The organism is Xylanimonas allomyrinae (genome assembly GCF_004135345.1).
Lineage (GTDB): Bacteria > Actinomycetota > Actinomycetes > Actinomycetales > Cellulomonadaceae > Xylanimonas > Xylanimonas allomyrinae.
The window spans coordinates 2,556,654-2,582,544 of sequence record NZ_CP035495.1 but is presented as its reverse complement, the minus strand read 5'-3'; the positions used below and the strand labels follow the sequence as shown (position 1 = coordinate 2,582,544).

The following is a 25,891-nucleotide window of genomic DNA, read 5'->3' as shown; positions in this document are numbered from 1 at the left end:
GTGTCCGGGATCTGCACTGCTCGTCGTTTCCGCCGCGCGCGGAACCGCATCGGCGTCGCGCTGACGATGCTGCTCGCCCTCGTGGCGCTCGCACCCGCGGCGAGCGCCGCCGAGAGGTACACCCCGCCGGACCTGAGCGAGCCGGTGACGTTGACCGTGCACAAGCACCGTGCGGACCCTGCGGGTGCTGCGGTCGCCGGCGCCGAGGCCTACACGGCGACGCGGGTGCTGGCCGGGCCCGGCGGTGCGCAGGTCGACCTGGGCACCGCGGCCGGCTACGCCGCCGCTGCCGCGCTGAAGGCCGGCGACATCGCACGGATGACGCTGTCCGGTCCGGTGACGGCTCCGGTCGGCACGGACGGCGACGCCGTCTTCCGCGGGCTCGTGCCTGGCCTCTACTACGTCGTGGAGTCCGGCAGCGGCGCTGCCGGCGCGACGGCGTCGGTGCCCTTCCTGGTGATGCTGCCGACGTGGGACCGGGCCGCGCTCGACGGCGCGGGCCAGTGGGCCTACGACGTGACGGCCGAGCCCAAGAACGGCGAGCCAGGCGCCGTGGCTCCCCCGTCCCCGTCGCCGAAGGCGCCAGGGCCGCTCGCCCAGGTGGTCGGCGCCCTGCCACGGACCGGGACGAGCCTGCTGCCGGCCGCCGTGGCCGTCGCGCTCGTCGCGGGAGGCGTCGTGTTCCTGCTGGCCTCGCGTTCCCGTCGGGGGCGCGCCGAGAACGGCGCCTCTCCCTCAGGGGGTGGCAGGTGATCAAGGCGACCTGTCCTGGCCTGGCACGGCCGGCACGACTTCAGAGACCACCCGGGCCCCAGGTGCCCGGGCCCGCACCGACGACAGAAGGCTGACACCGATGGGCACTGCGACATCGAAGGGCGTGCGGCTGATCGCCGCCCTGGCCCTGACCCTCGGCATCGGCGGGTTCGGCGTGGCCGCACCCGCGATCGCCGCCCCGACGATCGACCCCACCGCGAAGGGCACCCTGCACCTCTTCAAGGGCGCCACCCCGGCCGCCGGGACCTCGAGCGACGGACTGAAGCTCGCCACGGACCCGGACGGCCCGATTCCGGGCGTCGAGTTCACCATCACACCGATCACCGACACGGACGCCGATCCGGCGAACGGCACCCTGGATCTGACCACCCCGGGCGGCTGGACCCTGCTCGCGCAGTTCCAGGACCTTGGCGGCACCGCAGCGTCGCTGCTCGCGTCCGGCACTCCCGGGCCGGCGGTCGTCGCGGGCCCCACGGGCGACGACGGCTGGGCTGTCAAGGATGACCTGGCGCCGGGCGTCTACGTCGTCACGGAGACGCGCACGCCCGCGGGCGTCGTCCCGTCGGTGCCGTTCCTCGTCACCCTGCCGATGACCGACCCGGCCGGCACCGGCACCTGGCTGACCGACGTGTACGCCTACCCGAAGAACGACTCGGTCGAGGCGACCAAGACGGTCAACAAGGAGACGGCCAACATCGGCGAGGACCTCACCTACACCATCACGGGCAAGGTCCCGCAGAACGTGGGGCTGGACGGCGAGAGGGTCGCCCCGACGGCGTTCGCGTTCGTCGACGACTACGACGAGGTCAGGCTCAACCCCGAGGCGACCGAGGGCATCAAGGTCGTGTCCGACGGAACCGCGCTCACCAGCGACGACTACACGGTCACCGACCGCGACGGCGTCCTCGTCGTCGAGCTGGATGACGCGGGTCTTGCCAAGCTTGTCGATGCCACCCAGGTCACCGTGACCTTCAAGGCTCGCGTCCTCGCGTCGGGCGACATCGTCAACGCGGCCCAGTTCGTCCCCTCCGCCCAGGTCAAGAGCGGGATGGGCGAACTGGCGGATCCTACCGACGACGACGACGACGCGGTGAACCTGCCCGTGCCGACCAACGCTGTCGAGACTGTCGTCGGCGGCGCCCATCTCACCAAGGTCGACGCCGCGAGCGCGTCGACGCTGCTCGGCGGAGCGTCGTTCCGGGTCTACCAGGCGTCCGACGCCGGCCTCACCACGCCGGTCGCGATCGACGCCACCGACGACGGCCTCCTGAACCCCGTCAGCACGTGGACGACGAACGCCGACGGCGTCGTGTCGATCGACGGCCTGGCCGTCGGCGCGTACCTCCTGGTCGAGGTCAAGGCGCCGGTGGGGTACGAGCTGAGCCCGACCCCATCGCGTTCTCCGTCGCGGACAACGAGAGCGCCACCAACGTGACGTCGGTTCTCGTGAAGGACGTCAAGAAGCACGGCGGGTTCACCCTGCCGTTCACCGGCGGCACGGGCGTCATGGTCTTCACGGTGCTGGGCCTGGTCGTCGCCGCGGGTGCCGCGGTCATGGTGGTCGTGGTCAGGCGCCGCCAGTCGGTCGTGGGCTGATCCCGTCCTGACCTCGCCACGTCGGCGGCGACCCGGCCACCGGGTCGCCGCCGACGTGGCGGTCTGAGCGACGGCCGAGAGGAGGCGCGGTGACATCGCGAGGCAGAGCCGGACGCCGCACGGCCGGCGGCCCGTCGAGGGCCCGGAGGATGCAGGTCGTCGGGACGTGCGTCGTCGCCGTGCTGGCGGCGCTGTCCGCGGGCCTGCTGCAGTATCACGCAACGTCCGACTGGTTCTTCGCCCGGTCGGTGGCCGGGGTGTACGAGGCGTCGGCGCGCACGACGGCGGGTCGTTCGCCCGCGGAGCTCCGGGCGGCTCTTGCCGAGGCGCGCGCGTACAACGCCGACCTTGCTGCCGGCCGGGTCGTCCCCGAGTCCGCGGCGGGACGGGCGCGCTACGACGCCGCCGTGTCCCACCTGGGCGCTGACTCCATCGGGTGGGTGAGCATCCCGGCGATCGACGTGTCGCTGCCGGTGTACCGCGACACGACCGATGCGAGCCTGTCGCGAGGTGTCGGCCACTGGTATGGCTCGTCCCTGCCGGTGGGTGGTGAGGGGCACGCGGTGCTCGCCTCGCACTCCGGGCTCCCCGAGGCCGATCTGTTCACTCGGCTCGAGGACGTGCAGGTCGGCGACTGGTTCTCGGTCAGCGCCGCCGGTGAGGTCCTGTACTACGTGGTGGACGACATCCGCGTCGTCGAGCCGCAGGCCGTGGACGCCGTCGAGACCGTTCCCGGCAAGGACTACGTGACGCTGGTGACCTGCACCCCGATCGGTGTCAACAGCGACCGGCTGCTGGTGCGCGGCGTGCGCGGCGATCCGCCGGCGGAGGCCCTGCAGGACCTGTCGCACGTCAACCCTGCGCCGGGGTTCCCCTGGTGGGCGGTGATCTGGGGTGGTGCGACGGTCGGCGCGGCCGGGCTGACGTGGCTGGTGCTGATGCCGCCTCGGCGGCGCGACGGCACCGCGCCGCCGCAGTAGCCGGAGCGTGAGGTGCGGCGCAGCGTCACGTCTGCGGGCGCGGGCGCAGCGGGAGCGCCTGCGGGCTCGGCTCGGCGATGGCGGGCACGGGCCGGGGGAACGCGGCGCGGGCGGACGACCCCTCGCAGTTGTGCTCGGTGTCCACGCGGAACATGTCGAGCGCCCCGCACACCTCGAGCACGAACAGGCTGCGTTCGTCGGCCCCGCGCAGCACGGTGGCGCCGCCGCGCTTGCGGCCGGAGTCGGCGAGCGAGATGAGGAACGCGGCGCCCGTGGAGTCCATGAACCGGACGTGGCACATGTCGATGACCAGGAGCTGGCGGCGCAGGCCCACCACGCGGGAGGCGATCTCGGGGAACTGGTCGCGCTCGGCGAGGTCGAGGTCGCCGGTGATCACGAGGGTCGTCGTCGTGGACGACGTCGCGATCTCGATCATGGTGCCGAGAGTACGTCACTTCACCACGGCCTGATGGTCAACCACGGGTAAACTGCCCACCGGCCCGGCGCCCCGGCGGCTTGCGCCTGGAGCGAACCGCGGCCTCGTTCACACCAAGGGAGAGGATCCCCCATGCCAGCGGTCGTGCTCGTCGGTGCACAGTGGGGCGATGAGGGCAAGGGCAAGGCAACAGACCTGCTCGGGTCCCGCGTCGACTACGTGGTCAAGTTCAACGGCGGCAACAACGCCGGTCACACGGTGGTCATCGGGGACGAGAAGTACGCCCTGCACCTGCTGCCGTCGGGCATCCTCTCGCCGGGCGTCGTGCCCGTGATCGGCAACGGCGTCGTCATCGACATCGAGGTGCTGTTCGAGGAGCTCGACGCGCTCATCTCGCGCGGCGTCGACGTCTCGCGGCTGCTCGTCAGCAGCCAGGCGCACGTCATCACGAGCTTCCACCGCACGCTCGACAAGGTGACCGAGCGGTTCCTCGGCAAGCGCCGCATCGGCACCACCGGGCGCGGCATCGGCCCGGCGTACGCCGACAAGATCAACCGCGTCGGCATCCGGGTCGCGGACCTGTTCGACCCGAAGATCCTGCGCGAGAAGGTCGAGGGCTCGCTCAACCAGAAGAACCACCTGCTGGTCAAGGTGTACAACCGCCGTGCGGTCGACATCGACGCCGTCACCGACGAGCTGCTGGCGTACGCCGAACGGCTCAAGCCGATGGTCGCCAACACCCCGCTCGCGCTCAACCAGGCGCTCGACGCGGGCAAGACGCTCCTGTTCGAGGCCGGCCAGGCCACCATGCTCGACATCGACCACGGCACCTACCCGTTCGTGACGTCGTCGTCGGCGACCGCGGGCGGCGCGGTGACGGGGTCGGGCATCGGCCCCACGCGCATCGACTCCGTCATCGGCGTCATCAAGGCGTACACCACGCGCGTCGGCGAGGGCCCGTTCCCCACCGAGCTGTTCGACGACGCGGGCGAGTACCTGCGCAAGACGGGCGGCGAGTACGGCGTGACCACCGGACGCGCCCGCCGCACGGGCTGGTACGACGCCGTCATCGCGCGCTACGCCTCGCGCGTCAACGGCCTGACGGACCTCGTGGTCACCAAGCTCGACGTGCTCACGGGCCTCGACAAGGTGCCCGTGTGCGTCGCCTACGACGTCGACGGCGAGCGCTTCGACGAGATGCCCGACGACCAGAGCGCCTTCCACCACGCCACGCCGATCTACGAGGAGCTGCCGGGGTGGCGGGAGGACATCTCGGGTGCCCGCACCCTCGACGACCTGCCGCAGAACGCGCAGCGCTACCTCCGCTACCTCGAGGACGTGTCGGGGACGCGCATCTCCGCCGTCGGCGTGGGTCCGCGACGCGACGAGATCGTGCCGGTGCACGACCTCATCCACCCGCGCTGACGTGCCTCTTCGCACCCCGGGTCCGTCCCGGGGTGCGAAAGGGCCGGGAGGCGGACAGGGTGGGCCTGGGAAGGTTTGCGGCGATGCGCCAGACGCTTGGTCGGTACGCGCCGTTCCTGACCGAGCCGCGCCCGCGCGGTGCGACTCTGACAACAGAGGTCCGGCGGCACCACACCCCCGGTGCCGGCCTCCGGTTCGAAGGAGAACATTCAATGACGGAAACCATGAAGGCTGCTGTCGTCACCCAGTTCCAGGCTCCGCTCGAGATCCAGGACCTGCCCATCCCCACACCGGGTCCTGGCGAAGTCCTCATCAAGACGCTCTACTCGGGCGTGTGCCACACCGACCTGCACGCTGCGCATGGTGACTGGCCGGTCAAGCCGACTCCTCCGTTCATCCCGGGTCACGAGGGTGCCGGTGAGGTCGTCGCCGTCGGCGAGGGCGTGACCGAGCTCCAGGTCGGCGACTGGGCCGGCAACGCCTGGCTGTGGAGCGCCTGCGGCCACTGCGAGTGGTGCCAGACGGGCCGCGAGACGCTCTGCCCCAACGCCCAGTACGGCGGCTACACCAAGGACGGCTCGTTCGGCCAGTACATGGTCGTCGACGCCAAGTTCGCGCCCCGCATCCCCAAGACCGTCGACCTCGCCGCCGTCGCGCCCATCCTCTGCGCCGGCGTCACCGTCTACAAGGGCCTCAAGGAGTCCGAGGTCAAGCCGGGCGAGTGGGTCCTCATCTCGGGCGTCGGCGGCCTCGGCCACATCGCCGTGCAGTACGCCGTCGCGATGGGCATGCGCGTCGCGACCGTCGACGTCGACGACGCGAAGTCCGAGCTGGCCCGCAAGCACGGCGCCGAGCTCACGTTCAACGCGATCACCGAGGGCGACAACCTCGACGCCAAGATCAAGGAGGCCACCGGTGGTGGCGTCCACGGTGGCCTCGTCACCGCCGTCAACGGCAAGGCGTTCCCGCTCGCCGTCGGCGCCCTGCGCTCGGGCGGCACCGTCTCGCTGGTGGGCCTGCCGCCGGAGGCGTTCCCGCTCGACATCTTCTCCACCGTCCTCTTCGGCCTGACGATCCGCGGTTCGCTCGTCGGCACCCGCAAGGACATGGAGGAGGCGATCGACTTCTTCGCGCGCGGCCTCATCAAGCCGACCTACAAGGTCCAGCCGCTCGCCGAGGTCAACGAGATCTTCGACGACATGATCGCCGCGAAGATCGACGGCCGCATCGTCATGGACATGGGCCACTGACGGTCGGTACATCCCCCCGCACGGCGGGTGGCCGGGGTTCGTCCCCGGCCACCCGCCGTGCGCGTTGCGGGGCCTCCGTAGACTGCGACCCGTGAGAATCCTCGTCGTCGGGACCGGAGCCCGCGAGCACGCCATCGTCCACGCCCTCGCCGCGGAGACCGGGCCCGCGGGCGGCGCCGCGCACGAGCTGCACGCCGCCCCCGGCAACCCCGGTATCGCGCGTGAGGCCACGCTGCACGCCGTCGACCAGAACGACGGCGCCGCCGTCACCGCGCTCGCGCGCTCGCTCGGCGCCGACCTCGTCGTCGTCGGCCCCGAGGCGCCGCTCGTCGCCGGGGTCGCCGACGCCGTCGCGGCCGCGGGCATCGCCGTCTTCGGGCCGACGGCCGCCGCGGCCCGCCTCGAAGGCTCCAAGTCGTTCGCCAAGGACGTCATGGCGGCCGCCGGAGTCCCGACGGCGATGGCCCACGTGTGCGCGACGGTCGACGAGGTCGCCGCCGCGCTCGACGCGTTCGGCGCCCCGTACGTCGTCAAGGACGACGGCCTCGCCGCGGGCAAGGGCGTCGTCGTGACCGGCGACCGCGACGCGGCGCTCGACCACGCGCGTGCGGCGCTCGCGGCACGCGCGGACGGCACGGAGCCCTGCGTGGTGGTCGAGGAGTACCTCGACGGCCCTGAGGTGTCGCTGTTCGTGATCTCCGACGGCGCCGCCGTCGTCCCGCTGGCGCCGGCCCAGGACTTCAAGCGGATCTTCGACGGCGACGAGGGGCCCAACACGGGCGGCATGGGCGCCTACTCGCCGCTCGACTGGGCGCCCGGCGGGCTGGTCGACGAGGTCGTGGAGCGCATCGCGCAGCCGACGATCGACGAGATGGCCCGGCGCGGCACCCCGTTCGCGGGCGTGCTCTACGTGGGCCTGGCGCTGACCTCGCGCGGCACGCGGGTGGTCGAGTTCAACGCGCGGTTCGGGGACCCCGAGACGCAGGTGGTGCTGACGCGCCTGCGCACGCCGCTGTCGGCGGTGCTGCTCGCCGCCGCGACCGGGTCGCTGGGCGACCTGCCGCCGCTGCGCTGGTCGCCGTCGCCGGTGGTCAACGTGGTCGTCGCCGCGGACGGCTACCCCGGCACGGTCCGCACGGGCGACCCCATCACGGGCATCGTCGACGCCGAGGCGCTCGAGGGCGTCCACGTGCTGCACGCCGGGACGGCGCACGCGCAGGACGGGGCGCTCGTCGCGGCCGGCGGGCGCGTGCTGTCGGTCGTCGCGGAGGGTGCGACGCTCGACGAGGCGCGCGATCGCGCGTACGACGCCGTCGCGTGGATCGGCCTGCACGGGTCGCAGCACCGCACGGACATCGCGCTCAAGGCCGCGCGGGGAGAGATCACCGTCACGTCGCCGTGAGGACGCGACGCGGGCGACGTCGCCGGGCGCATCGGGTGCGACACTAGGCCGCGTGACCGACACCTACGACGCCTTCGCTGGTGGCCCGCTCGACCTTCCCGGCTGGCGGCACGTCTACTCGGGCAAGGTGCGCGACCTGTACGAGCCCGACCTGCCGGCCCTCGGCGGGGCGCACCCGCTGGGTGACGTCGTGCTCGTCGTCGCCTCCGACCGGGTGAGCGCCTACGACCATGTGCTCAGCCCCGGCATCCCCGACAAGGGCGTGGTGCTCACCCAGCTCAGCCTGTGGTGGTTCGAGCAGCTCGCCGACCTGGTGCCCCACCATGTGGTCTCGGTCGCGCCGAGCGCCGAGCCGTTCGACGGCCTGGTGCCCGACGTCTTCGCCGGCCGCGCGATGATCTGCAAGCGCCTGCGGATGTACCCCGTCGAGTGCGTGGCGCGCGGGTACCTGACCGGCTCGGGGCTCGCGGAGTACCGCGTCTCGGGGTCGGTCACGGGGATCGCGCTGCCCGAGGGGCTGGTGGACGGGTCGCGCCTGCCCGAGCCGATCTTCACGCCCGCGACCAAGGCCGAGGTGGGCGAGCACGACGAGAACGTGCCGTTCTCGGCCGTCGTCGGCACGCTCGGGGAGGCCGCTGCGACCAGGCTGCGCGACCTGACGCTGGCCGTCTACTCGCGCGCCGAGCAGATCGCGCGAGAGCGGGGCGTCATCCTGGCCGACACCAAGCTGGAGTTCGGCGTCGACCCCGGGTCGGGTGCCGTCGTGCTGGGCGACGAGGTGCTGACCCCTGACTCGTCGCGGTTCTGGCCGGCCGACGAGTGGGAGCCGGGCCGCGCCCAGCCGAGCTTCGACAAGCAGTACCTGCGCGACTGGCTGACGTCGCCGGCGTCGGGCTGGGACAGGGCGAGCGACACGCCCCCGCCGCCCCTGCCCGCCGACGTCGTGGCCCGCACGCGCGAGCGCTACCTCGACGCCTACGAGAGGCTCACGGGAGCCCCGCTCGCCTGACCGGCCGGGCCCCGGCCTGCGGCCGCGTGCGACCCGTCAGCCTGCCCGGCCGCCCGCGCGCACCGCCGGGCGGGCGGCGGTGCGCACGGCGACCACGGAGGCGAGCGCGGTGAGGGCCAGCATCCAGGCCAGGGCCGTCCACAGGGCGGTGCCGGCCGGCTCGCCCTCGATCAGGGCACGCATCGACTCGACGACCGACGTCGCCGGCTGGTGCTCCGCGAACCAGCGCACCGGGCCGGGCATCGTCTGCGTCGGCACGAACGCCGACGACAGGAACGGCAGGAAGATCAGCGGGTAGGAGAACGCCGACGCGCCCTCGACCGAGCGGGCCGTCAGTCCGGGGATGACGGCCAGCCAGGTCAGCGCGAGCGTGAAGAGCGTGAGCACGCCGACGAACCCGAGCCAGCCGAGCGGCGAGGCGTGCGGGCGCAGCCCCATCGCGAACGCGGCGCCGACGACGACGGCCGCGGTGACGAGGGTGGAGACGACCGACGTGATCACGTGCGACCACAGGACGGCCGAGCGGGCGATCGGCAGGGTCGCCAGCCGGGCGTTGATGCCCTTCGTCCGGTCGTCGTACAGGCGCAGGGCCGTGTAGGCGACGCCGGACGCGACCGTGATGAGCAGGATGCCGGGCAGCAGGTAGGTGGTGTAGTTCCCCGTGCCGCCGATCGCCCCGCCGAACACGTACCGGAACAGCAGGAACAGGGCCAGCGGGGTGACGGCCACCGTGATGACGGTGTCGGGGCTGCGCAGGATCTGCTTCATGAGGCGCCCGGTCAGGGCGCAGGTGTCATGAAACATCTCGACCTTCCTTCGTGCCGGTGATGGCGAGGAAGATCTCCTCGAGGCTCGGCTGCTTCTCGACGTACTCGACGGTCGCGGGCGGGAACAGCGCCTTGAGCTCGGCGAGCGTGCCCTCGGCGATGATGACGCCGTCGTGCAGGATGGCGATGCGACCGGCCAGGGCCTCCGCCTCGTCGAGGTGCTGCGTGGTCAGCAGGATCGTGGTGCCGCCGTCGGCGAGCTCGGTGACCCTGCGCCACACCTCGAGGCGCCCCGCGGGGTCGAGGCCCGTGGTCGGCTCGTCGAGGACGACGACCTCGGGTGCGCCGACGAGGCTCATCGCGATGTCGAGGCGGCGCTTCATGCCGCCCGAGTACGTCCCGGCGCGCCGGTCGGCGGCGTCGGCCAAGCCGAAGCGGGCCAGCAGGTCGGTGGCGACCTGCCGTGGCGCGCGCTCGCGGCGCAGGGTGGCGACGAGCTCGACGTTCTCGCGCCCGGTGAGGATCTCGTCGACGGCCGCGAACTGGCCCGTCAGGGAGATGGCGCGGCGCACGCCGGCCGGGTCGCCGGCGACGTCGTGCCCGGCGACGACGGCGTGGCCGCCGCCGGCGGGCAGCAACGTCGACAGGACGTTGATCGTGGTGGTCTTGCCGGCGCCGTTGGCGCCGAGCAGGGCGAAGATCTCGCCGCGTGCGACGTCGAAGCTGACGCCGCGCAGCACGTCGTTCGCGCCGAACGACACGCGCAGGTCGGTGACCTGGATGGCTGGGGCAGGCATGGTGGTGGCCTTCTCGTGCCGGCTCAGGCGGGGAGGTGCTCGGGGCGGCGCACGATGACGTCGCCGTACCCGGTCGACGCGCGGACCGTGGCGGTGGCGTCGCCGTCGGCCGGGCCGTCGGCGGGCGTGAGCTGGTGGTGCACGGAGCCGTGCTCGGACGACACGTCGAGCCAGGCCGCCACGCCTGCGGGGACGCCGATCTCGATCGTCCCGTACGACGACGTGAGCGTGACCTCGCCGGTGTCGACGCTGCCGACGCGGATGCCGGCGTGCGCGGTGCGGGCCGTGAGGGTGCCGCGCACCGTGCCGACGACGACGTCGGCGTGCGCCCCGGCGACGTCGAGCGTCCCGACGACGGCGCCCACCGTGGTGGTGCCGTTGCTCGCGCGCACGGTGCCGTCCCCGGCGACCTGCCCGATGCGGACCGACCCGGCGCTCGCCTTGACGTTCGCGCGCCCGGTGACGCGCCCGACGACGACGCTGCCGGCCGAGACGCGCAGGTCGAGCCGGGTCGCCTCGTCGAGGCGGGCGTCGCCGCCGTTGAGCGCGAGGTCGACCTCGCCGAGCCGGCCCTCCGCGAGGAGCGAGCCGGCCCGTCCGCGCAGGTCCGAGCCCGCGGGCACCTCGACGGTCACGTGCGCGCCGCCGGCCGCGAACGGCAGGACCCACTGCTTCCACTGGCTCGGGTAGACGATCGTGACGGCGTCCCCGTCACGGGTCACGCGCGTGTCCTCGGCGGCGCGCACCGAGCCGGACCTGCCCGGGTCGGCGGGCAGCACGGTGACGACGACGTCGTCGCGCTCGCCGGCGACGACGTGCAGGGCGCCGAACGGGACGTCGACGACGACGGGCACGGGGGCGGGTGCGGGGAAGGTGGGCATGTCGGGCTCCAGGGACGAGGGGGTGCTCAGCGCACCCAGCCGGTGAGGCGGTTGCCGCGCTGCTCGGGGCGGGTGGGCGTGGCGGGCTGCGGGGCGGCGCCCGGGAGCCCGGCAGCGACGGCACGCACGAGCCAGGTGTTGACGGAGACGCCGTCGCGAGCGGCGGCGGACTCGACCTGCGCCTTGAGGTGGTCGGGCAGGCGCAGCGTCGTGCGGGTCGTGGTGCCCTCGTCGCCGTCGGTCGGCGGGACGGGCGGGGGCGCGTCGGGTGCCGCGCTGCCGGCGGGCCGGGCGGGCGGGGCGACGACGGCGAACTCGGGGTCGCCGCCGCGCAGGCGCAGGTCGACGGTCCCGGGCGCGAGCTCGGCCGAGATCTCGCCGGCCGCTACCGAGAGCGCGTCGAGGAGCACGAGGCGCACGGCAGCGTCGAGCGGCGCGGTGAGCCGCTCGACGAGCCGGGTGGCGTCGTCCCCGGCGAGATCGGCCGCCTGGGCGAGCCGCTGCTGGAGGTCGTCGACGTAGCGCGCAAGGTCCATGACACCACTATGACACCATGATGGTGTCGCCACAAGATCGTGTGGTGTCAGGCGTACTCGTGCCTACGAGTGCCCACGAGTGCCTACGAGCGGCTCCGAGTGGCCGCTCGGAGCCGCGCGGCGGTCACGCCGGGGTCAGCGGCCCGATCCCTGCACGCTGTCGACGAGCGGCTCGCCGATGCCGGCGACGACGTAGCACACGAGCTGCCGGTCGCCCTGCGCCCAGGACGTCATGCTCGGGAAGAGATAGCTCATGTCGAGCGAAGAGTCCTCGTACTCGACCCCGACATACTCCGGGAACGTCTCAAGACAGAAGTCGCGCGTGTCGGCGTCGAGCGCACTCGCACCGGGGTACGACTCGAAGAGCACGTCCTGGACGCCGACCACCTCGGCGTCATGCGCGTGCGCGCAGTCGACGGTGGGGCCCGGCGCCAGGTCGTCGCCCGAGACGTCGAAGCACTCGCCGAGGGACATCTGCGGTGCCTGCGTGAGCTCCGTCTCGGCGAACCCGATGTGGACGAGTTCCTGGAAGGCGTCCGACCGGAGGATCATGACGAGGTAGAAGACGAGCGCCGAGCACACGACGGTCGTCACGGCGCCCAGCGCGATGCCGGCGATGGCGAAGCCTCTGCCGGTGAGGTTCAGGCGCCGGGTGCGGCGAAGGCCCACGAGGCCGAGGACCAAGGGCACGAGAGGAATCGCAAGGACCCCGGTGACGAGGGCCGCGATCGAGACGCCGTCGGTGGCCCGCTGGCCGCCGGGACCCGGGGAGGCCGGTTGGCCGCCCGGCGGCATCGGGACGGGCGGGCCGGAGGCCGCTCCGGGAGGTCCGGCAGGCTGCCGGGGCGGGGAGCCCGGGGGCGCGCGCCGTCGGCGGTGCCGTGTGGAGGCCTACCGGAGGAGGGCGCGGCAGGGGAGGTGTGACGTAGGGCGGCGTGGCGGGCCCCGGAGTCGCGCGGGGAGGCGTCGCGGGCGGCGGCGTGCCACGGGAAGGCGTGCTGTGGGAAGGCGTGCCGTCGGAAGGCGTGGCGCGGGGCGCCGTGATGTGGGAAGGCATGACGTAGTGAGGCGTGCCGTAGGGCGGCGTGGCGGGGCCCGGCGTCGCGCGGGGAGGCGTCGCAGGGGGAGGCGTGACGCCTGGCGGCGTGACGCCCGGGGGTGTGACCCCGGGCGGCGGCGTGCCCTGCGGGGTGACGCCGTGCGGCAGGCGGTCGCCGCCGTCGGCCCGCGGATCGGTCGGGGCTGCGTTGGGGCCATCGGGACTCCTTTGTCTCTGACCAAAACCTGAGCATAGTCTGTATGGCGCATCGAGACGCAGCGCCTGGGCGTGCCGCACCGCCGCGCCCGCCCGCTAGACTGACGCGCGGAACCCCGCCGTCGTGCTCCCGCTCGAACCGCGCCGCCCGGCCTTGCCGCAGGCCCGCACGGGGAGGGACCCCGGAGCGACGGTGACCCAACGTGAAGGAGCCCCCGTGGGACGCGTCGTCGTCGAGGTCATGCCCAAGCCCGAGATCCTGGACCCCAGGGCAAGGCCGTGGTCGGGGCGCTGCCGCGCCTCGGGTTCACGCAGTTCACCAGCGTGCGTCAGGGCAAGCGGTTCGAGCTCGAGGTCGAGGGCGACGTGACGCCCGAGATCCTCGCCGCCGCGCAGCAGGCCGCCGAGACCATGCTCAGCAACCCGATCATCGAGGACGTCGTCTCGGTGGTCGACGCGTCCGGGGTGCCCGCCTGATGGCGGGGGCCGAGGGCGCCCGCATCGGCGTCATCACCTTTCCCGGGACGCTCGACGACCGCGACGCGCAGCGCGCGGTCCGCCTCGCCGGCGCCACCCCCGTGGCCCTCTGGCACGCGGACGCCGACCTGCACGGCGTCGACGCCGTCGTCATCCCCGGCGGGTTCTCCTACGGCGACTACCTGCGGGCCGGCGCCATCAGCCGGTTCGCCGCGGCCATGACGTCGGTCGCCGACGCCGCGCGTGGCGGGATGCCCGTGCTCGGCATCTGCAACGGCTTCCAGATCCTCACCGAGGCGCACCTGCTGCCCGGGTCGATGGTCAAGAACGACCACCTGCACTTCATCTGCCGCGAACAGACGCTCGTCGTCGAGAACGTCGCGACCGCCTGGACCAACCAGTACGCGTCAGGGCAGCGCATCACCATCCCGCTCAAGAACCAGGACGGCCAGTTCGTCGCCGACGAGCGCACGCTCGACGCGCTGGAGGCCGAGGGCCGCGTGGTGTTCCGCTACGACGGCTGGAACCCCAACGGGTCGCGCCGCAACATCGCGGGGATCACCAACGAGCGAGGCAACGTCGTCGGCCTCATGCCGCACCCCGAGCACGCCGTCGAGCAGGGCTTCGGCCCCGACTCCGACGCGGGTGCGCGCCAGGGCACCGACGGGCTGACGTTCTTCACCTCGGCGCTCGCCGCGCTCGTCGGCGCCTGAGAGCTGCGGGAGGTCAGCCCGACCGGGCGACGCTCTCGTCGAGCGCCTGATCGGCGGCGACGAGAGCGGGTTCGGGCTCTCGCGCGCCCTGCGTGGTGCGCTCGTACCAGGTGGCGAGACCCCAGGCCGCAGCCACGAGCGCGCCGCCCGCCACGGCGTCGAGCACCCAGTGGTTGCCCGTCAGGACGACGACGACCGTCGTGGCCGTGACGTAGGTGAACGCGAGCACCTTGAGCCACCGGCGGCGCACGAGGACGGCCAGCACGATGCTGACCCACAGCGCCCACCCGACGTGCATCGAGGGCATCGCCGCGAACTGGTTCGTCGCCGCCCCGGCACCCGTGTCGAGCGCCTCCTGCGACGGCCACCACCCGTAGCGGGCGGTCGAGGCGACCGTGTCGATGTAGTCGTAGCCGCGCAGCAGCCGCGGCGGCGCCGTCGGGAAGAAGAAGTACCCCAGCAGCGCGAAGAACGTCGCCCCCATGAGGGCCGTGCGCGCCACCCGGTACACGTCGTGCCGGTAGCGGTACAGCAGCACGAGCATGAGCGGCGTGACGATGAAGTGCATCGTCGCGTACCAGTACGACGACGCCACGCTGACCCAGGTCACGGGGCTGAGCGCATGGTTGACGGCCCGCTCGATGTCCAGGCCCAGCAGGTGCTCGACGTGCAGGACGTCGAGCGCGTTCCGTGCGGCGGCCGGGTACGCGCCGCTCGCCCACAGGCGCGTCACCGTGTACAGGCCGTACAGACCGAGGCACAGCGCGATCTCGCGCACCACGCCGGCGCGCCCGGCACTCCCCGGCGAGGTGCTCATACGGGCCTTCCTTCCCCGCCGGGCACGCGCCCGCACGCGGCGCTGACCCTGCAGAGCACCATGGCGACGGCCGCCGGGACGGCGGCCGTGCGGATGCTGCGGGGGACGACGAAAGTGGCCATCGACAGGGAGAATACGGGATGCCGATGCGGCGCCACGCGGTGCGAGGCGCGGATGGGCACCTGGTGATCAGGAGCCGGTACGAATCCGGCGCGAACGGCGTCCGGCCGGGCCGTACCCCGTGGGCGCCGGAGGCGACGCCGGCGCCCGCCGACCCGGCCGGACGCCGGGACGACCCCGTCAGCGCGGCCGCGACCGCAGGTAGGCGATCTGGGCCACGACCGACTGGCGGGCCGCGGCCCGGACCGCCGCCGGGACGTCCGCATACACCAGCGCGACGACGGCGTCCGCGCTCACGCCCGTGCCGTCGTCCGCGCCCAGCGCCTCCAGGGCGGCCCGGACCTGACCGAGCCGCTCGAGCCGGTGCGCGCGGTAGGCGCGTACCCTCCCCGCGAGGTCCTCGACGACCGGGCCGTGGCCCGGCAGGCCCCGGCACGACGGGGTCGCGACCCGCTCCAGACGGTCGAGGCTCGCCAGATAGCCGGCCAGCGACCCGTCCGGCTCGGCAAGCACCGTCGAGCCGGCACCCAGCACGGTGTCGCCCGTCAGCACCACGGGGTCGCCGTCGTCGGGCGTGACCACGAAGCACGCGGAGTCGGCCGTGTGGCCCGGCGTCGCCAGCACCTCGACGCGCAGGCCCGCGGCGTGGAGCACCTCGCCGTCGCGCAGCGGGGCGGCGCCGAGGCAGTGGTGCGGGTCGAGCGCCCGCACCGGGGCGCCCGTGAGCTCGCGCAGGCGCCCCGCGCCCGCCGTGTGGTCGGCGTGGCGGTGCGTGACCAGGACGAGCGCGACCGGCCCGGCAGCCGCGAGCGCCCGCAGGTGGGCCTCGTCGAGCGGCCCAGGGTCGACGACGACGGCGCCCGCGTGCGGCGAGCGCGGCGCGTCGCCGTGGTGCGCCGGGACGTCTCCGGTGGCGCCCGCCGCGCCCGTGGGGGCGCGCAGCACGTACGAGCGCGTGCCGTCGAGCGTCATCGGGCCGGGGTTGTCGGCGCGCAGCGCGAACGCGAACGGCGTGACGGGCGTGAGCACGCCCCCACCGTAGTTCCGCTAGGGCGTCGCGGTCAGCGCCGTCGTGCGCGTCCCGGGCTTGTACGGGCACAGCGGGTCGGACTCGAGCGGATCACCCGTCCACGCGTACGCGCGGGCACGCGAGCCGCCGCACCACAGGTGGTACTCGCACTCGCCGCAGCGGCCCTTGAACCCGGCGGGGTCACGCAGCGCGAGCAGCGTCGGGTCCTCGCGGTACAGCTCGGCGAGCGAGCGCTCCTTGACGTTGCCGACCGCGAGCGGCAGGAACCCCGACGGCGTGACGTCGCCCGTGTGGGACACGAACACGATGCCGTTGCCGTCGCGGATGCCGAACCCGCGCGCCATGGGCAGCGCCTCGATCTCGGGTGCCGTCAGCCCCGCCTTCTCGTGCCGTGCCGCGGCGATGCGGCGGTAGTGCGTCGCCTCCGTGGTGCGGACCTGGAACGGCGCCTCGCGGGCGACGCCGCCCAGCCAGCGCATGAGCCGCTCCGCGTCGCCCGGCGACGGCTCGCGCAGCGCGGTGCCGCGCCCGGTCGAGATGAGGAAGAACAGGCTCCACGTCATGAGCGTGCGCGTGCGCAGCAGCTCGTAGACCGCGGGCATGTCCGGCAGCGTGTCGGCGGTGACGAGCGTGTTGACCTGCACCTGTATGCCGACCTCGGCGGCGACGTCGAGCGCGGCGAGCGTCGCCTCGTACGTGCCTGGGACCTGGCGCACGCCGTCGTGCAGCGCCGACGTCGAGCCGTCGAGGCTCAGCGAGACGGCCTGGACGCCCAGCTCCTTGAGCTCCTCGAGCCGTGCGCGGCTCAGCAGCGGCGTGACGGCGGGCGCGAGCGAGACGCCGATGCCGCGCGCGGTCGCCGCGGCGATGAGCTCGTCGAGGTCCGGGCGGCGCAGCGGGTCTCCGCCCGTCATGACGACGTGGGGCAGCGGGTCGCCGAACTCGGTGATCTGGTCGAGCACGCGCAGGGCTTGGCGGGTGGTCAGCTCCCCTGGTGGTGCCTGGAGCACCGCCTCGGCCCGGCAGTGGCGGCACGCGAGGCCGCACGCCGTCGTCAGCTCCCAGTAGACGATCATGGGCGCGCGCTGGTACGCGAAGTTCTCGTGCCGGACGGCGCCGATCGCTGCGGTGGGGTGGGGGCTGAGGGCATGGACTGTGCTCCTGGTGGTCGGGTCCGCTGGGATCAGAGGGTGGGTGCTGCGAGCGTGCCGTCCGCGAGCGCGGTGCCCGCAAGGGAGGCGTCGAGGTCGGCCAGGATGCGGCGCGCGTCGTCGACGTCCCAGCGCGTGCCCTGAAGCTCGAACTCCAGCAGCAGGGGCCTGCCCGACGCCGCGGCGATCTGGCGTGCCGCCGCCTGGTAGTGGCGGCCGAAGTTGCGGTTGCCCGATCCCAGGACGCCCACGAGACGGCGCCGCGTGACCGGGTTCGCCAAGAACCGGCGCACCGCCTCGGGAATCGTGTCGTTGTCAGGGTTGCCGGTCTTGTACGACGGCGTGACCAGTACCCACGGCTCGTCGGGCACGGACTGGCGGACGGCTCGGACGCCGAGGTCGTGGGCCTGCCTGCCGGTCCCCTCGCACACGCGTTCGGCGAACAGCCGCACCATCCCGGACGCCGACGAGTAGTAGTACAGCGGGACCGGGCGCGTGCTCACGGCCCCATCGTGCTCCTGGTCGGTGCCGCGCAGGGCCGCCGTGGCGCGCAGTGGGTACAAGGTCCCGGCGGTCGGTGACCTGTGGCCCTGCGACGTGCGCCACCGCGAGGGTGTCAGGCGGGTGCGCCGCTGCCTTGGCGGGGGCCGTCGAGCACGAGGCCGCGGTAGCCGGCGGGCGACATCCCTGTGGCGGCGACGACGGCGCAGCGCAGACCTGTCGCGGACCGGTACCCGCAGCGGGCGGCGACCGCGTCGTCGTCGAGGTGGGCCAGGCGCGCGTCGCGGAGCGCCTCGAGAGCGAGGTCGAGACGCGCGTGCGCGATGTGGCCGGGCACGTCGAGCGCGGTGCGCGCGAACGCCCTGCTCAGCGTCCGCGGGGAGACGCCGAACCGTGCCGCGACGCGGGCCGGGGTCAGCCCGGCGTCGGCGGCGTGCCGGGCGATGTAGACGACGACCCCCGCCCGCAGCGCGGTGCGCGGCGGCACGTCGCGCGGCGGGCGGCGCCGGCCGGAGATGCCCAGTCGTCGCCTCCCGAGCCTGGTCGAGGTGGCCGTCATCCTCCGAGTCTCGGTGGGGGAGCGCGAAGCGAGGGGCGGCTGGCGCTGGGCGCATCAGACGGCAGGCGCCGCGGGGAGCATCGCGCCCGCACGCGCACACGGGGCTGCGCGCCTGGGCGCGCGGACCTGGCCGAAGGCGAGAGGTCGCCGCAGGCCGGGACGTCGCGGACACGCTCGGGCCCGCGCTCGGCGCGGGCCGTGCCTCGTGCGCGTGGTCAGCCGGTGCCCGGGGTCGGCGCCGCCGGCCTCAGGCCTGCACCGCCTCGCCCGCGAGGCCGCCTTCAGGGTGCGTGTCCTCGTCGGGCGTCTCGTCGCCGGCTGCCTCGTCGTCGGCTGCCTCGTCGGTGTCGTCGGCCATGGCACTCTCGAGATCCTCGGAGGGTGCCTCGCCGGTGGCCTCGCCGTCCGTGGCCTCGCCGTACGTCGTCGTGCCCGTCTCCGTGCCCGTCTCCGTGCCCGCGCCCGTCTCCGTGCCCGCGTCGTGTGCGGGCACGTGGAGGAACCCGCTGACCTCCTGGGGCAGCGGAGCGACGACGGCGTCGCTGAGCAAGGACCGGATGGAGGCGAGCTGAGCCTCGAGCTCGGTCTTGCGCGCGGCGAGCTCGTCGAGCTCGGCGCGCGCCTCGGCGAGCGTGCGGTTCGTGTCGGCGTGCGCGCGGGCGAGCATCGACTGCGCGTGCTGGTCGATCTCGGCGCGCAGCTCCGACACCTCGTTGCGGACCCGCATGCGCAGCTCCTCGGCCTCCTGCCGCGCCTGGGCGATCGCCTCCTCCGCCTCGTGGCGCGTGCGCTGGGCGGCCGCGAGCTCGTCCTCGCAGCGGCGCTGCGCCGAGGCGATCAAGGCGGAAGCCTGCCGCTGCGCCGCCGCGACGGTGTGCTCGGCGTCGAGGCGGGAGGACTGGACGAGCTGCTCGGCCTCCTTCTCGGCGTCGGCGCGCGTGTTCTCCGCCTCGGCGACGGCGGCGGCGACGAGCCGTTCGATGCGCTCGCCGAAGCCGACGACCGTGTCGGCAACAGGCACGGGCGGGTCGTCGTCGGCGAGCGTGCCGTGCTCGGCGACCGCGTCAGGGACGTCGGCGGAGACGTCCTCGGGCAGGCTCTCCGCGGTGAGGGCGTCGACGGGGATGGCGTGGTCCGTCAGCGGGTCGCCCCAGCCCGCGTCGGCCAGGCCGTCGTCCGCCTGACCCTCGTCGGTGTCCGACCAGGCGTCGACGGGTGCGTCGCTTCCCGCGGCGGTGCCGTCGTCGGTGCCGTCCTCAGCGCCGTACCCGGTGCCGTCTGCGGGGTCGTCCTCGTGGCCGTCCTCGTGCCCGTCCTCGTGCCCGTCCTCGTGGCCGTCGGAGTCCGTTGCAGGCTCGCTGGTCTCGGGCAGCTCGAGGTCTGTCCCGGCGAGGTTCGCCGGCACGTCGAGCGCTGTCGGTACGTCGAGCTCCTCGTCGTGCCGCGCCGCGCCCGGCTCGCCGGCCTCGTCCCGGCGGGCCGTGTCCCAGCCGGCCTCGTCCTCGTCGGCCCCGTCCTCGCCGGCCGTGTCCCAGCCGGCCTCGTCCTCGCCGGCCGTGTCCCAGCCGGCCTCGTCCACGCCGACGCTGGTGTCGGCGGTGTTCACCGGGTCCGGGCCGGCCAGCTCGGCGCTCGTCTGGTCGGCGCTCGTCTCGTCGGCGCTCGTCTCGTCGGCGCCGACCGCGGCACCGATCCCGTCTGCATCGTCGCGCTCCTCCGCGCTCGCGTCCGCCGGCGGCGCGAACGCGTCGGCGGGGGGCGCCGACGGTGCGAACGACGGCGGCAGCACCGGGTCGAACGGCGGCGGCGCCTGGTCGGAGGGGCCGGCCGGTCGCGTGATCCCGCCCAGCACGGTGCGGCGGACCGGCGCGTACACACCTGCCGGCGGCACGGCGTCGACGGGTGGCTCAAGCGGAGGTGCGTCGCCGACGATGGCGTCGAAGTCGGGCGGTGCGGGCACGCCCTGGGCCTTGTCCCACCAGGGCCGGGGCGTCTCCGGTCCGGTGGCCTCGTCGTGCGGGTTGGAGCGGCGCCAGGGCCTCACTGTTCGACTCCGTGGTTCGTGGTGGTGGAGGCTGGGGCGGCGGTGCCACCGAGCCCGAGCGAGCGGCGCAGCGCCTCGAGCTGCACGGCGATCTGGTCGCGGCGCTGCACGAGCTCTCGCGTGCTGCGCTCGGCCTCCGCGCGTACGCGCGCGACCTCGGCCTGGGCCTCGGCGACAAGGCTGGCGGCGTGTGCGGACGCGGTGGCCGTCTTCTCGTCGGCATCGGCGACCGCGGTGCGACGGATCTCGTCGGCCTCGGTGAGTGCCTGGGCACGGGTGGCCTCGGCCTCGTCGCGCAGCGCCTGGGCGCGAGCCTCGAGGCGTGCCGCCTGGGCGCGGGCTTCCTCGACGAGGCGGTGTGCCTTCTCCTCGGCGTCGGCGACGGTGACGTGGGCGTCGTGCTCGGCGCGACGGCGTTCGTCCGCGGCGGCCTGCTGGGCCTCGCGGGTGAGGCTCTCGGCGGCGGCGGTCGCCTGGCGGCGCGTGGTCTGCGCGTCGTCGCGTCCCTCGGCGAGAAGCCGCTCGGCCCCGCGCGCGCGGAGGCGACCGTCGTCGTCGCCTGGACCTGGGCCTCGGACAATCTGGCGTCGGCGTCGCGGCGAGCGTCGGCGAGCAGCTGCGCGGCCTTCTCGCGTGCGTCGCTCACGGCCTCCGCAGCCTCGGCGGCAGCCATCGCCACCATGCGCTCCATCCGCTGGCCATAGCCGTGCGGGCCTTCCGGCGCTCCGAGGGGCCGTGGGGGACTCGCGATGCCGTCGGTCACTCGTTCTCCCTGGATGAACGCACCGGGTGCTCCCGGTGCCTGGTACAACGCTACTCGCCGCGCGTTCGCGCGACGCTGGGGACGTCGCATCCGGTGGCGCGCTGGCCGCGGTCGTGCGACGGCCTGGAGTCGCGGCGGGATGCGGCCACTCTAGCGGGAGCGGCCCAGTACTCAGTTGCGACCGCATCGTTGGAGGCGAGCGAAAACGATGCAACAGGATGGGCGTCACCAGGGACCCGCAGGAAGGCGCGAACCATGTCGCTCGTCGATGAGCCGACGGCCTTGAGGGCCGAGACCGACACCGATCCTTACGTCGCACCGCGACTTGAGGTGACCGACTGCCCGCGCACCCTCTCCACGTTCGACGGGTTCGCCGTCGCAGGCCGGGCGCACGGCTCGCGGGTCGAAGGCGCCGAGGTCGAGGTGAGTGTGGCGGACGTCATGCGCACCGGGCGGGTCGAGGGCGGGCGCTGGCTCGTGCGGTTCGAGGACGGCGCGCTGTCGCGTCGCCACATGGGCGTGCGGCCCGTCGCCGCCCGGGTCACCGACACCTGGTTCAACCAGGCTCACGCGACCCGGTGGGTCAACGTCGACGAGTTCGTCGACGGGTTCGTCCACGTCGACCGTCATCATGTCGTGACGGACGAGCCCGACGCGGGCGCCCACCTCGTCGCCTCGGGCGAGCTCGGCCTCGGGACGCACGAGCAGGGCCGCGAGCTCGTCGTCATGCTGGTGTGCGACGACGCCGAGGGTGTCGTCGTCTCGACGGGGCTCGTCGAGCCTGGCTGGCACCACGGCGAGTGGCGCGCGCGCCTGCCGTTGTCCGGGGTCGTCCCCGGCGTCTACCGGGTCCGTGCGCTGCTCACGGACAAGGTGTGCGCGGGCCTGACCCGGCTTGCGGCGGGCCGCCCGTTCCGCCTCGCCTGACGCCCCCGGCGCCGACGGCGGCCGGTGACGCAGCCGCCCTCAGGCGGCCGCGAGCGCCTGCTCGACGTCCTCGACCAGATCGGCCGGGTCCTCCAGCCCGACGGACAGGCGCACCGTCGTCTCGGCGATGCCGACCTTCGCGCGGCCTTCGGGCCCGAGCTTGCGGTGCGTCGTCGTGGCCGGGTGGGTGACCATCGACTTGGCGTCGCCGAGGTTGTTGGAGATGTCGACGATCCGCAGCGCATCGAGGAACCGGAAGGTCCGCTGCTTGGCCTCGCGCGGGTCCAGGCCGTCGGGCACCGCGAGGTCGAACGTCACGACGGTCCCGCCGCCCGACTGCTGTGACACCGCGAGCTCGTGCTGCGGGTGCGAGGGCAGGAACGGGTAGCGCACCGTGCTCAGGCCCGGCAGGTCGGTGAGCGCGCGGGCGACGTGCAGTGCGGCGTCGGCCTGGGCGCGTACGCGCAGGTCGAGCGTCTCCAGTCCCTTGAGCAGCACCCAGGCGTTGAACGCCGACAGCGACGGCCCGGTGTTGCGGATGAACGTCTGCACGGGCCCTTCGAGGAACTCGCGCGAGCCGAGGATCGCCCCGCCCAGCACGCGTCCCTGACCGTCGATGTGCTTGGTCGCCGAGTAGACGACGACGTCGGCGCCGAGCTGGAGCGGCTTCTGCAGGACGGGCGTCGCGAACACGTTGTCGACCACGACGACGGCCCCGGCCGCGTGCGCGAGCCGTGCCACGTGCCGCACGTCGACGAGGTCCTGCATGGGGTTGGACGGCGTCTCGAAGAACACGACGTCGGCCGGGCGCGACAGGGCCTCCTCCCACTGGGACGGCACGTGCCCGTCGACGTAGTCGACGACGACGCCCCACTTGGCGAGGATCTCCTCGTAGATGACGTTGGTCGAGCCGAACAGCGCACGCGCCGAGACGATGCGCGAGCCGCTGCGCACTAGCGCGGCGAGAGTGGTGAACACGGCGCTCATGCCCGTCGCCGTCGCGTAGCAGGCCTGCGCCTCGGGGCCCTCGACCAGGCGCAGGCGCTCCTCGAAGGTGTGCACCGTGGGGTTGCCGTAGCGCGAGTACACGAACCGGGGCAGGTCGCCCGCGAACGCCGCCTCGGCGTCGGCGGCGCTGTCGTAGACGTAGCCCTGCGTGAGGAAGACCGGCTCGGCCGTCTCCTGGAACTCGGTGCGGTGGTGGCCGCCGCGCACGGCGAGCGTGCGCGGGCGCGCCGACGCGGGCAGCGGGCCGCGGCCCGATCCGCCGTAGGGGAAGCGGTCGCCCGCCGGGCCCGTGAAGACGGTGCTCATCGCGCGTCGCCAGCGGGCGCGCCGTCGGCGAACGTGGTGCGCCACGGCAGGCCGGCGACCTTCCAGCCCTCCCGGTCGCGGACGCCGTCGGGCCCGGGCGCGCCCTCGAAGCCCTCCAGGACGTTGAACGACGGCGCGATGCCGGACTGCGTGGCGAGGCGCGCCGCGCCGACCGAGCGCTGGCCCGAGCGGCACAGGAACACCACCGGGGCGTCCGCGCCCGCGCCGGACTCGGCGAGCCCGGCGCGCAGCTGAGCCAGGAACTCGGGGTTGGGGCGGCCGTCGCGCAGCACCCACTGGGCGAACACGGTGCGCTTGCCGGCGGTCGCGACGTCGGGCACGCCGATCTGCTCCCACTCGTCCTGCGTGCGCACGTCCACCAGGACGGCGCGGGGGTCGGTGCTCAGCAGCTCCCAGGTGTCGGCGGGGCTCAGGTCCCCGGCGTAGCCGTCGGCGGGCACCACGGTGACGTCGCTCATGTCGTCCTCCATCGTTCGTGGCGGGAGCACCCTGCGGACAGGGTTGCTGCGGCGTCGTCGTGCCACGTCACTCGGCCGCTCGGGATGGTCGCGGCGATCGTAGCCCGCGCCGCTCGGGCGCGGCCACGGTGTCTCATGCCCGCGGGGCCGGGCGGACACCGGCGGCGGCGTCACCACGCGACACCCGCGCTGGTCACGACGCGACACGACCACGGGGCCGCGACGGGCAGAGGTTAACGTCCACGGCGCCGTCGAACCCCGCCAACCACCACACGAGGAGCACGCGTGACCGAGGGTCGCACAGTCGGCTCGACCGTCTCCCGCTCCGAGAAGAGACAGACGGGCGGCCACGCAGGCAAGCACGGTGGCCGGGTCTCCGCACCGCGACGCCGCCCCGGCTTGAGGGGTCTGCTCGCCTGCCTGGGCGCGTTCGCGCTGGGCCTGAGCCTCGGCGCCGGGTCCGGGGTCGCCTGGTCGGCCTTCGGGACGGACGTCGTCGCGAGCAAGGCCAAGACGCGCGCCGTCACGCAGTTCCGCGCGAAGGCGCACGACGTCGTCGAGCGCACGGCACAGCTGCACACCGACCTCGCGGAGGCCCAGCCGCCCGCGGCGGACCTGCGCACGAGCCCCTGGGGGATGCTCTACGTGCCCAGCTGGGCCGCCGACGGCGAGGCGCTCGCCGACGGCATCCCGATCAAGGAAGGGACGACGGACGGCGTCCTCGACAGCGGCGCGGCGGGCCACGAGGTCGGTGCGGCGGCACCCGGCGAGATCGGCAACTTCGTCCTGGCAGCGCACCGCCGCACGTACGGCAGCGGCTTCCTCCGTCTGCCGGACCTGCGGGCAGGAGACACGCTGGTCGTCGAGACGACGACGGCGTGGTTCGTCTACGAGGTCACCGGGTCCGAGGCGGTCGCGGCGACCCGCGGCGACGTGCTGGCACCGGTGCCCGGCCACCCGGATGCGCAGCCCACGCAACGGCTCGTCACGCTCTACACCGGCCACTCGCTGACGCTCGGGTCCTGGGGCAACGACCACCGCTGGGTCGTGACCGGCACGCTGGTCGGCTGGGCCGAGCACGACGCCGGCGTTCCGGAAGCACTGCTCGGGCACTGACCCGAGGCCGGGGCAGAGGCCAGATGGTGACACGGGTCGATCCGCAGGTGAAAGGGGACGCAGCCCCACGAGGGGCCGCTCGTTAGCCTGGAGCGCCCTGCCCCACGGCCGCCCGGCCCCTGGCCGCGGGGCGCTCGTCCTCGTGTTGATGATCGGAGAGGTGCACATGCGTCCCCTGAGGAACCGGGTCTCCCGATCCGTGTTGATCGCTGCCCTTGCAGGCGGGTTGATCCTGCCGCTCGCAGGGTGCGGCTCGGTGAAGGTGCCCGACGGCTTCCCCGTCGCACAGGTGCCGTTGCAGTCGACCAGCCTGCGCGCGGCCGAGCGATCTGGCGACGCCTGGAACCTCACGGTGGACGGGCACGCGGACCAGATCGCCGACGCGGTCTCGAAGCTCAAGGACGCCGGGTTCGCCGTCGTCGGGCAGTCCCGGACGGACGCCGGGCCGACGTACTCGCTGTCGAGCACGGAGTACTCCGTGCGCGTCGGGGTGAGCGCCGACGGCAAGGACCTGGAGTACGGCGTCGTGGCACGCGCCAAGGGCGACGCCGCGACGCCCGCGCCGGACGCGTCGGCCAGCCCCGAGGGCGCGGCGTCGCCCGAGGCGTCGGCAGCACCGGAGGAGTCGCCCGCGGGCGACGAAGGCTGACCCGGCGAGGCCGGTCAACGGCCCGTCGTCGGATACACGGCGCCCGGTTCGAGCGGATGCTCGGGCCGGGCGCCTTGTCGTGCCCGCGGGTGGTCGCTGGTGCCGCCCGGTCGCGCGACGGCG

Annotated in this window: 27 protein-coding genes, 1 pseudogene and 1 riboswitch; of the genes and pseudogenes, 14 read left to right on the top strand and 14 right to left on the bottom strand. The window is 73.9% G+C overall.

Annotation, left to right across the window (positions count from 1 at the left end):
* From ET495_RS11800 to ET495_RS11785, 4 genes are all read left to right on the top strand, one after another.
* Positions 1–753 (top strand): hypothetical protein, encoded by a 753-nt coding sequence (locus ET495_RS11800; protein ID WP_129204971.1) that lies wholly within the window; start codon positions 1–3, stop codon positions 751–753.
* Between the two features lie 100 nt (positions 754–853).
* Positions 854–2,209, top strand: a complete 1,356-nt coding sequence (locus tag ET495_RS11795; RefSeq protein ID WP_129204970.1) for a SpaH/EbpB family LPXTG-anchored major pilin — start codon at positions 854–856, stop codon at positions 2,207–2,209.
* The gene (locus ET495_RS11790) at positions 2,206–2,370 is read left to right on the top strand and encodes an LPXTG cell wall anchor domain-containing protein (protein WP_129204969.1); all 165 of its coding nucleotides are present in this window, start codon (positions 2,206–2,208) and stop codon (positions 2,368–2,370) included. Before ET495_RS11795 ends, ET495_RS11790 begins: the two co-directional genes overlap by 4 nt.
* Before the next feature lie 149 nt (positions 2,371–2,519).
* On the top strand, positions 2,520–3,350 hold the full coding sequence (locus ET495_RS11785; RefSeq protein WP_129204968.1) for a class C sortase: 831 nt from the start codon (positions 2,520–2,522) through the stop codon (positions 3,348–3,350).
* 25 nt (positions 3,351–3,375) lie between these two features.
* Here the strand turns inward: ET495_RS11785 and ET495_RS11780 are convergent, their stop codons facing one another.
* Positions 3,376–3,786, bottom strand: coding sequence for an STAS domain-containing protein (locus tag ET495_RS11780; RefSeq protein WP_129204967.1), 411 nt, complete (start codon positions 3,784–3,786; stop codon positions 3,376–3,378).
* Between the two features lie 132 nt (positions 3,787–3,918).
* Between ET495_RS11780 and ET495_RS11775 the strand changes: the two genes are divergently transcribed.
* The 4 genes from ET495_RS11775 (at position 3,919) to ET495_RS11760 (ending at position 8,872) form a co-directional block, all read left to right on the top strand.
* Entirely contained in the window at positions 3,919–5,211 is a 1,293-nt protein-coding gene (locus tag ET495_RS11775) for an adenylosuccinate synthase (RefSeq protein ID WP_129204966.1), read from the top strand.
* Between the two features lie 212 nt (positions 5,212–5,423).
* Positions 5,424–6,461 carry an alcohol dehydrogenase AdhP gene (gene adhP, locus ET495_RS11770; protein ID WP_129204965.1) on the top strand — a complete coding sequence of 346 codons (1,038 nt, stop codon included), beginning with the start codon at positions 5,424–5,426 and terminating at the stop codon, positions 6,459–6,461.
* Between the two features lie 91 nt (positions 6,462–6,552).
* Positions 6,553–7,863 (top strand): phosphoribosylamine--glycine ligase, encoded by a 1,311-nt coding sequence (gene purD / locus ET495_RS11765; protein WP_129204964.1) that lies wholly within the window; start codon positions 6,553–6,555, stop codon positions 7,861–7,863.
* A 52-nt stretch (positions 7,864–7,915) separates the two neighbouring features.
* A complete protein-coding gene (locus ET495_RS11760; RefSeq protein ID WP_129204963.1) occupies positions 7,916–8,872 on the top strand; it encodes a phosphoribosylaminoimidazolesuccinocarboxamide synthase in 957 nt (318 codons plus the stop codon).
* Positions 8,873–8,908: 36 nt separating this feature from the next.
* On the opposite strand, the gene ET495_RS11755 is transcribed toward ET495_RS11760, so the two are convergent.
* The 5 genes from ET495_RS11755 to ET495_RS11735 all read right to left on the bottom strand — a co-directional run bounded on the left by ET495_RS11755 (position 8,909) and on the right by ET495_RS11735 (position 12,543).
* A complete protein-coding gene (locus ET495_RS11755) occupies positions 8,909–9,676 on the bottom strand; it encodes an ABC transporter permease (protein ID WP_129204962.1) in 768 nt (255 codons plus the stop codon).
* On the bottom strand, positions 9,666–10,436 hold the full coding sequence (locus ET495_RS11750; protein WP_129204961.1) for an ABC transporter ATP-binding protein: 771 nt from the start codon (positions 10,434–10,436) through the stop codon (positions 9,666–9,668). The genes ET495_RS11755 and ET495_RS11750 overlap by 11 nt, the downstream gene beginning before the upstream one ends.
* A 23-nt stretch (positions 10,437–10,459) precedes the next feature.
* Entirely contained in the window at positions 10,460–11,317 is an 858-nt protein-coding gene (locus ET495_RS11745; RefSeq protein ID WP_129204960.1) for a DUF4097 family beta strand repeat-containing protein, read from the bottom strand.
* 26 nt (positions 11,318–11,343) lie between these two features.
* Positions 11,344–11,853, bottom strand: a complete 510-nt coding sequence (locus ET495_RS11740; RefSeq protein WP_129204959.1) for a histidine kinase — start codon at positions 11,851–11,853, stop codon at positions 11,344–11,346.
* 135 nt (positions 11,854–11,988) lie between these two features.
* Positions 11,989–12,543, bottom strand: coding sequence for a DUF4190 domain-containing protein (locus ET495_RS11735; protein ID WP_245993044.1), 555 nt, complete (start codon positions 12,541–12,543; stop codon positions 11,989–11,991).
* A gap of 806 nt (positions 12,544–13,349) precedes the next feature.
* Here ET495_RS11735 and ET495_RS11730 point away from each other — a divergent pair.
* A pseudogene (locus ET495_RS11730) lies at positions 13,350–13,585 on the top strand (phosphoribosylformylglycinamidine synthase subunit PurS).
* On the top strand, positions 13,585–14,298 hold the full coding sequence (purQ, locus tag ET495_RS11725; protein ID WP_129204957.1) for a phosphoribosylformylglycinamidine synthase subunit PurQ: 714 nt from the start codon (positions 13,585–13,587) through the stop codon (positions 14,296–14,298). Before ET495_RS11730 ends, purQ begins: the two are co-directional and overlap by 1 nt.
* A gap of 13 nt (positions 14,299–14,311) precedes the next feature.
* On the opposite strand, the gene ET495_RS11720 is transcribed toward purQ, so the two are convergent.
* The 6 genes from ET495_RS11720 to ET495_RS11695 form a co-directional block, all read right to left on the bottom strand.
* A complete protein-coding gene (locus tag ET495_RS11720; protein ID WP_129204956.1) occupies positions 14,312–15,115 on the bottom strand; it encodes a phosphatase PAP2 family protein in 804 nt (267 codons plus the stop codon).
* A 300-nt stretch (positions 15,116–15,415) separates the two neighbouring features.
* Entirely contained in the window at positions 15,416–16,207 is a 792-nt protein-coding gene (locus ET495_RS11715) for an MBL fold metallo-hydrolase (protein WP_129206009.1), read from the bottom strand.
* A 75-nt stretch (positions 16,208–16,282) separates the two neighbouring features.
* On the bottom strand, positions 16,283–17,341 hold the full coding sequence (locus ET495_RS11710) for a TIGR04053 family radical SAM/SPASM domain-containing protein (RefSeq protein WP_129204955.1): 1,059 nt from the start codon (positions 17,339–17,341) through the stop codon (positions 16,283–16,285).
* 107 nt (positions 17,342–17,448) lie between these two features.
* Positions 17,449–17,919 carry a class Ib ribonucleoside-diphosphate reductase assembly flavoprotein NrdI gene (gene nrdI, locus ET495_RS11705; RefSeq protein ID WP_342770098.1) on the bottom strand — a complete coding sequence of 157 codons (471 nt, stop codon included), beginning with the start codon at positions 17,917–17,919 and terminating at the stop codon, positions 17,449–17,451.
* A 113-nt stretch (positions 17,920–18,032) separates the two neighbouring features.
* Positions 18,033–18,476: a helix-turn-helix domain-containing protein gene (locus ET495_RS11700; RefSeq protein WP_129204954.1), complete on the bottom strand. Its 444-nt coding sequence runs from the start codon at positions 18,474–18,476 to the stop codon at positions 18,033–18,035.
* A gap of 247 nt (positions 18,477–18,723) precedes the next feature.
* A complete protein-coding gene (locus tag ET495_RS11695; RefSeq protein ID WP_129204953.1) occupies positions 18,724–20,520 on the bottom strand; it encodes an ATP synthase F0 subunit B in 1,797 nt (598 codons plus the stop codon).
* An 11-nt stretch (positions 20,521–20,531) separates the two neighbouring features.
* Between ET495_RS11695 and ET495_RS11690 the strand changes: the two genes are divergently transcribed.
* Positions 20,532–21,224 (top strand): hypothetical protein, encoded by a 693-nt coding sequence (locus ET495_RS11690; protein ID WP_129204952.1) that lies wholly within the window; start codon positions 20,532–20,534, stop codon positions 21,222–21,224.
* Positions 21,225–21,538: 314 nt separating this feature from the next.
* Positions 21,539–22,210 (top strand): hypothetical protein, encoded by a 672-nt coding sequence (locus ET495_RS11685; protein ID WP_129204951.1) that lies wholly within the window; start codon positions 21,539–21,541, stop codon positions 22,208–22,210.
* Positions 22,211–22,249: 39 nt separating this feature from the next.
* Here ET495_RS11685 and ET495_RS11680 read toward each other — a convergent pair whose 3' ends face one another.
* A complete protein-coding gene (locus tag ET495_RS11680) occupies positions 22,250–23,524 on the bottom strand; it encodes an O-succinylhomoserine sulfhydrylase (RefSeq protein WP_129204950.1) in 1,275 nt (424 codons plus the stop codon).
* A complete protein-coding gene (locus tag ET495_RS11675; RefSeq protein WP_129204949.1) occupies positions 23,521–24,003 on the bottom strand; it encodes a rhodanese-like domain-containing protein in 483 nt (160 codons plus the stop codon). The genes ET495_RS11680 and ET495_RS11675 overlap by 4 nt, the downstream gene beginning before the upstream one ends.
* A gap of 5 nt (positions 24,004–24,008) precedes the next feature.
* A riboswitch (SAM riboswitch) is annotated at positions 24,009–24,094 on the bottom strand.
* A 194-nt stretch (positions 24,095–24,288) separates the two neighbouring features.
* Here ET495_RS11675 and ET495_RS11670 point away from each other — a divergent pair.
* The gene (locus ET495_RS11670) at positions 24,289–25,119 is read left to right on the top strand and encodes a sortase domain-containing protein (protein ID WP_129204948.1); all 831 of its coding nucleotides are present in this window, start codon (positions 24,289–24,291) and stop codon (positions 25,117–25,119) included.
* Positions 25,120–25,375: 256 nt separating this feature from the next.
* Positions 25,376–25,768, top strand: a complete 393-nt coding sequence (locus tag ET495_RS11665) for a hypothetical protein (protein WP_129204947.1) — start codon at positions 25,376–25,378, stop codon at positions 25,766–25,768.
* The last annotated feature ends 123 nt before the right edge of the window (positions 25,769–25,891 follow it).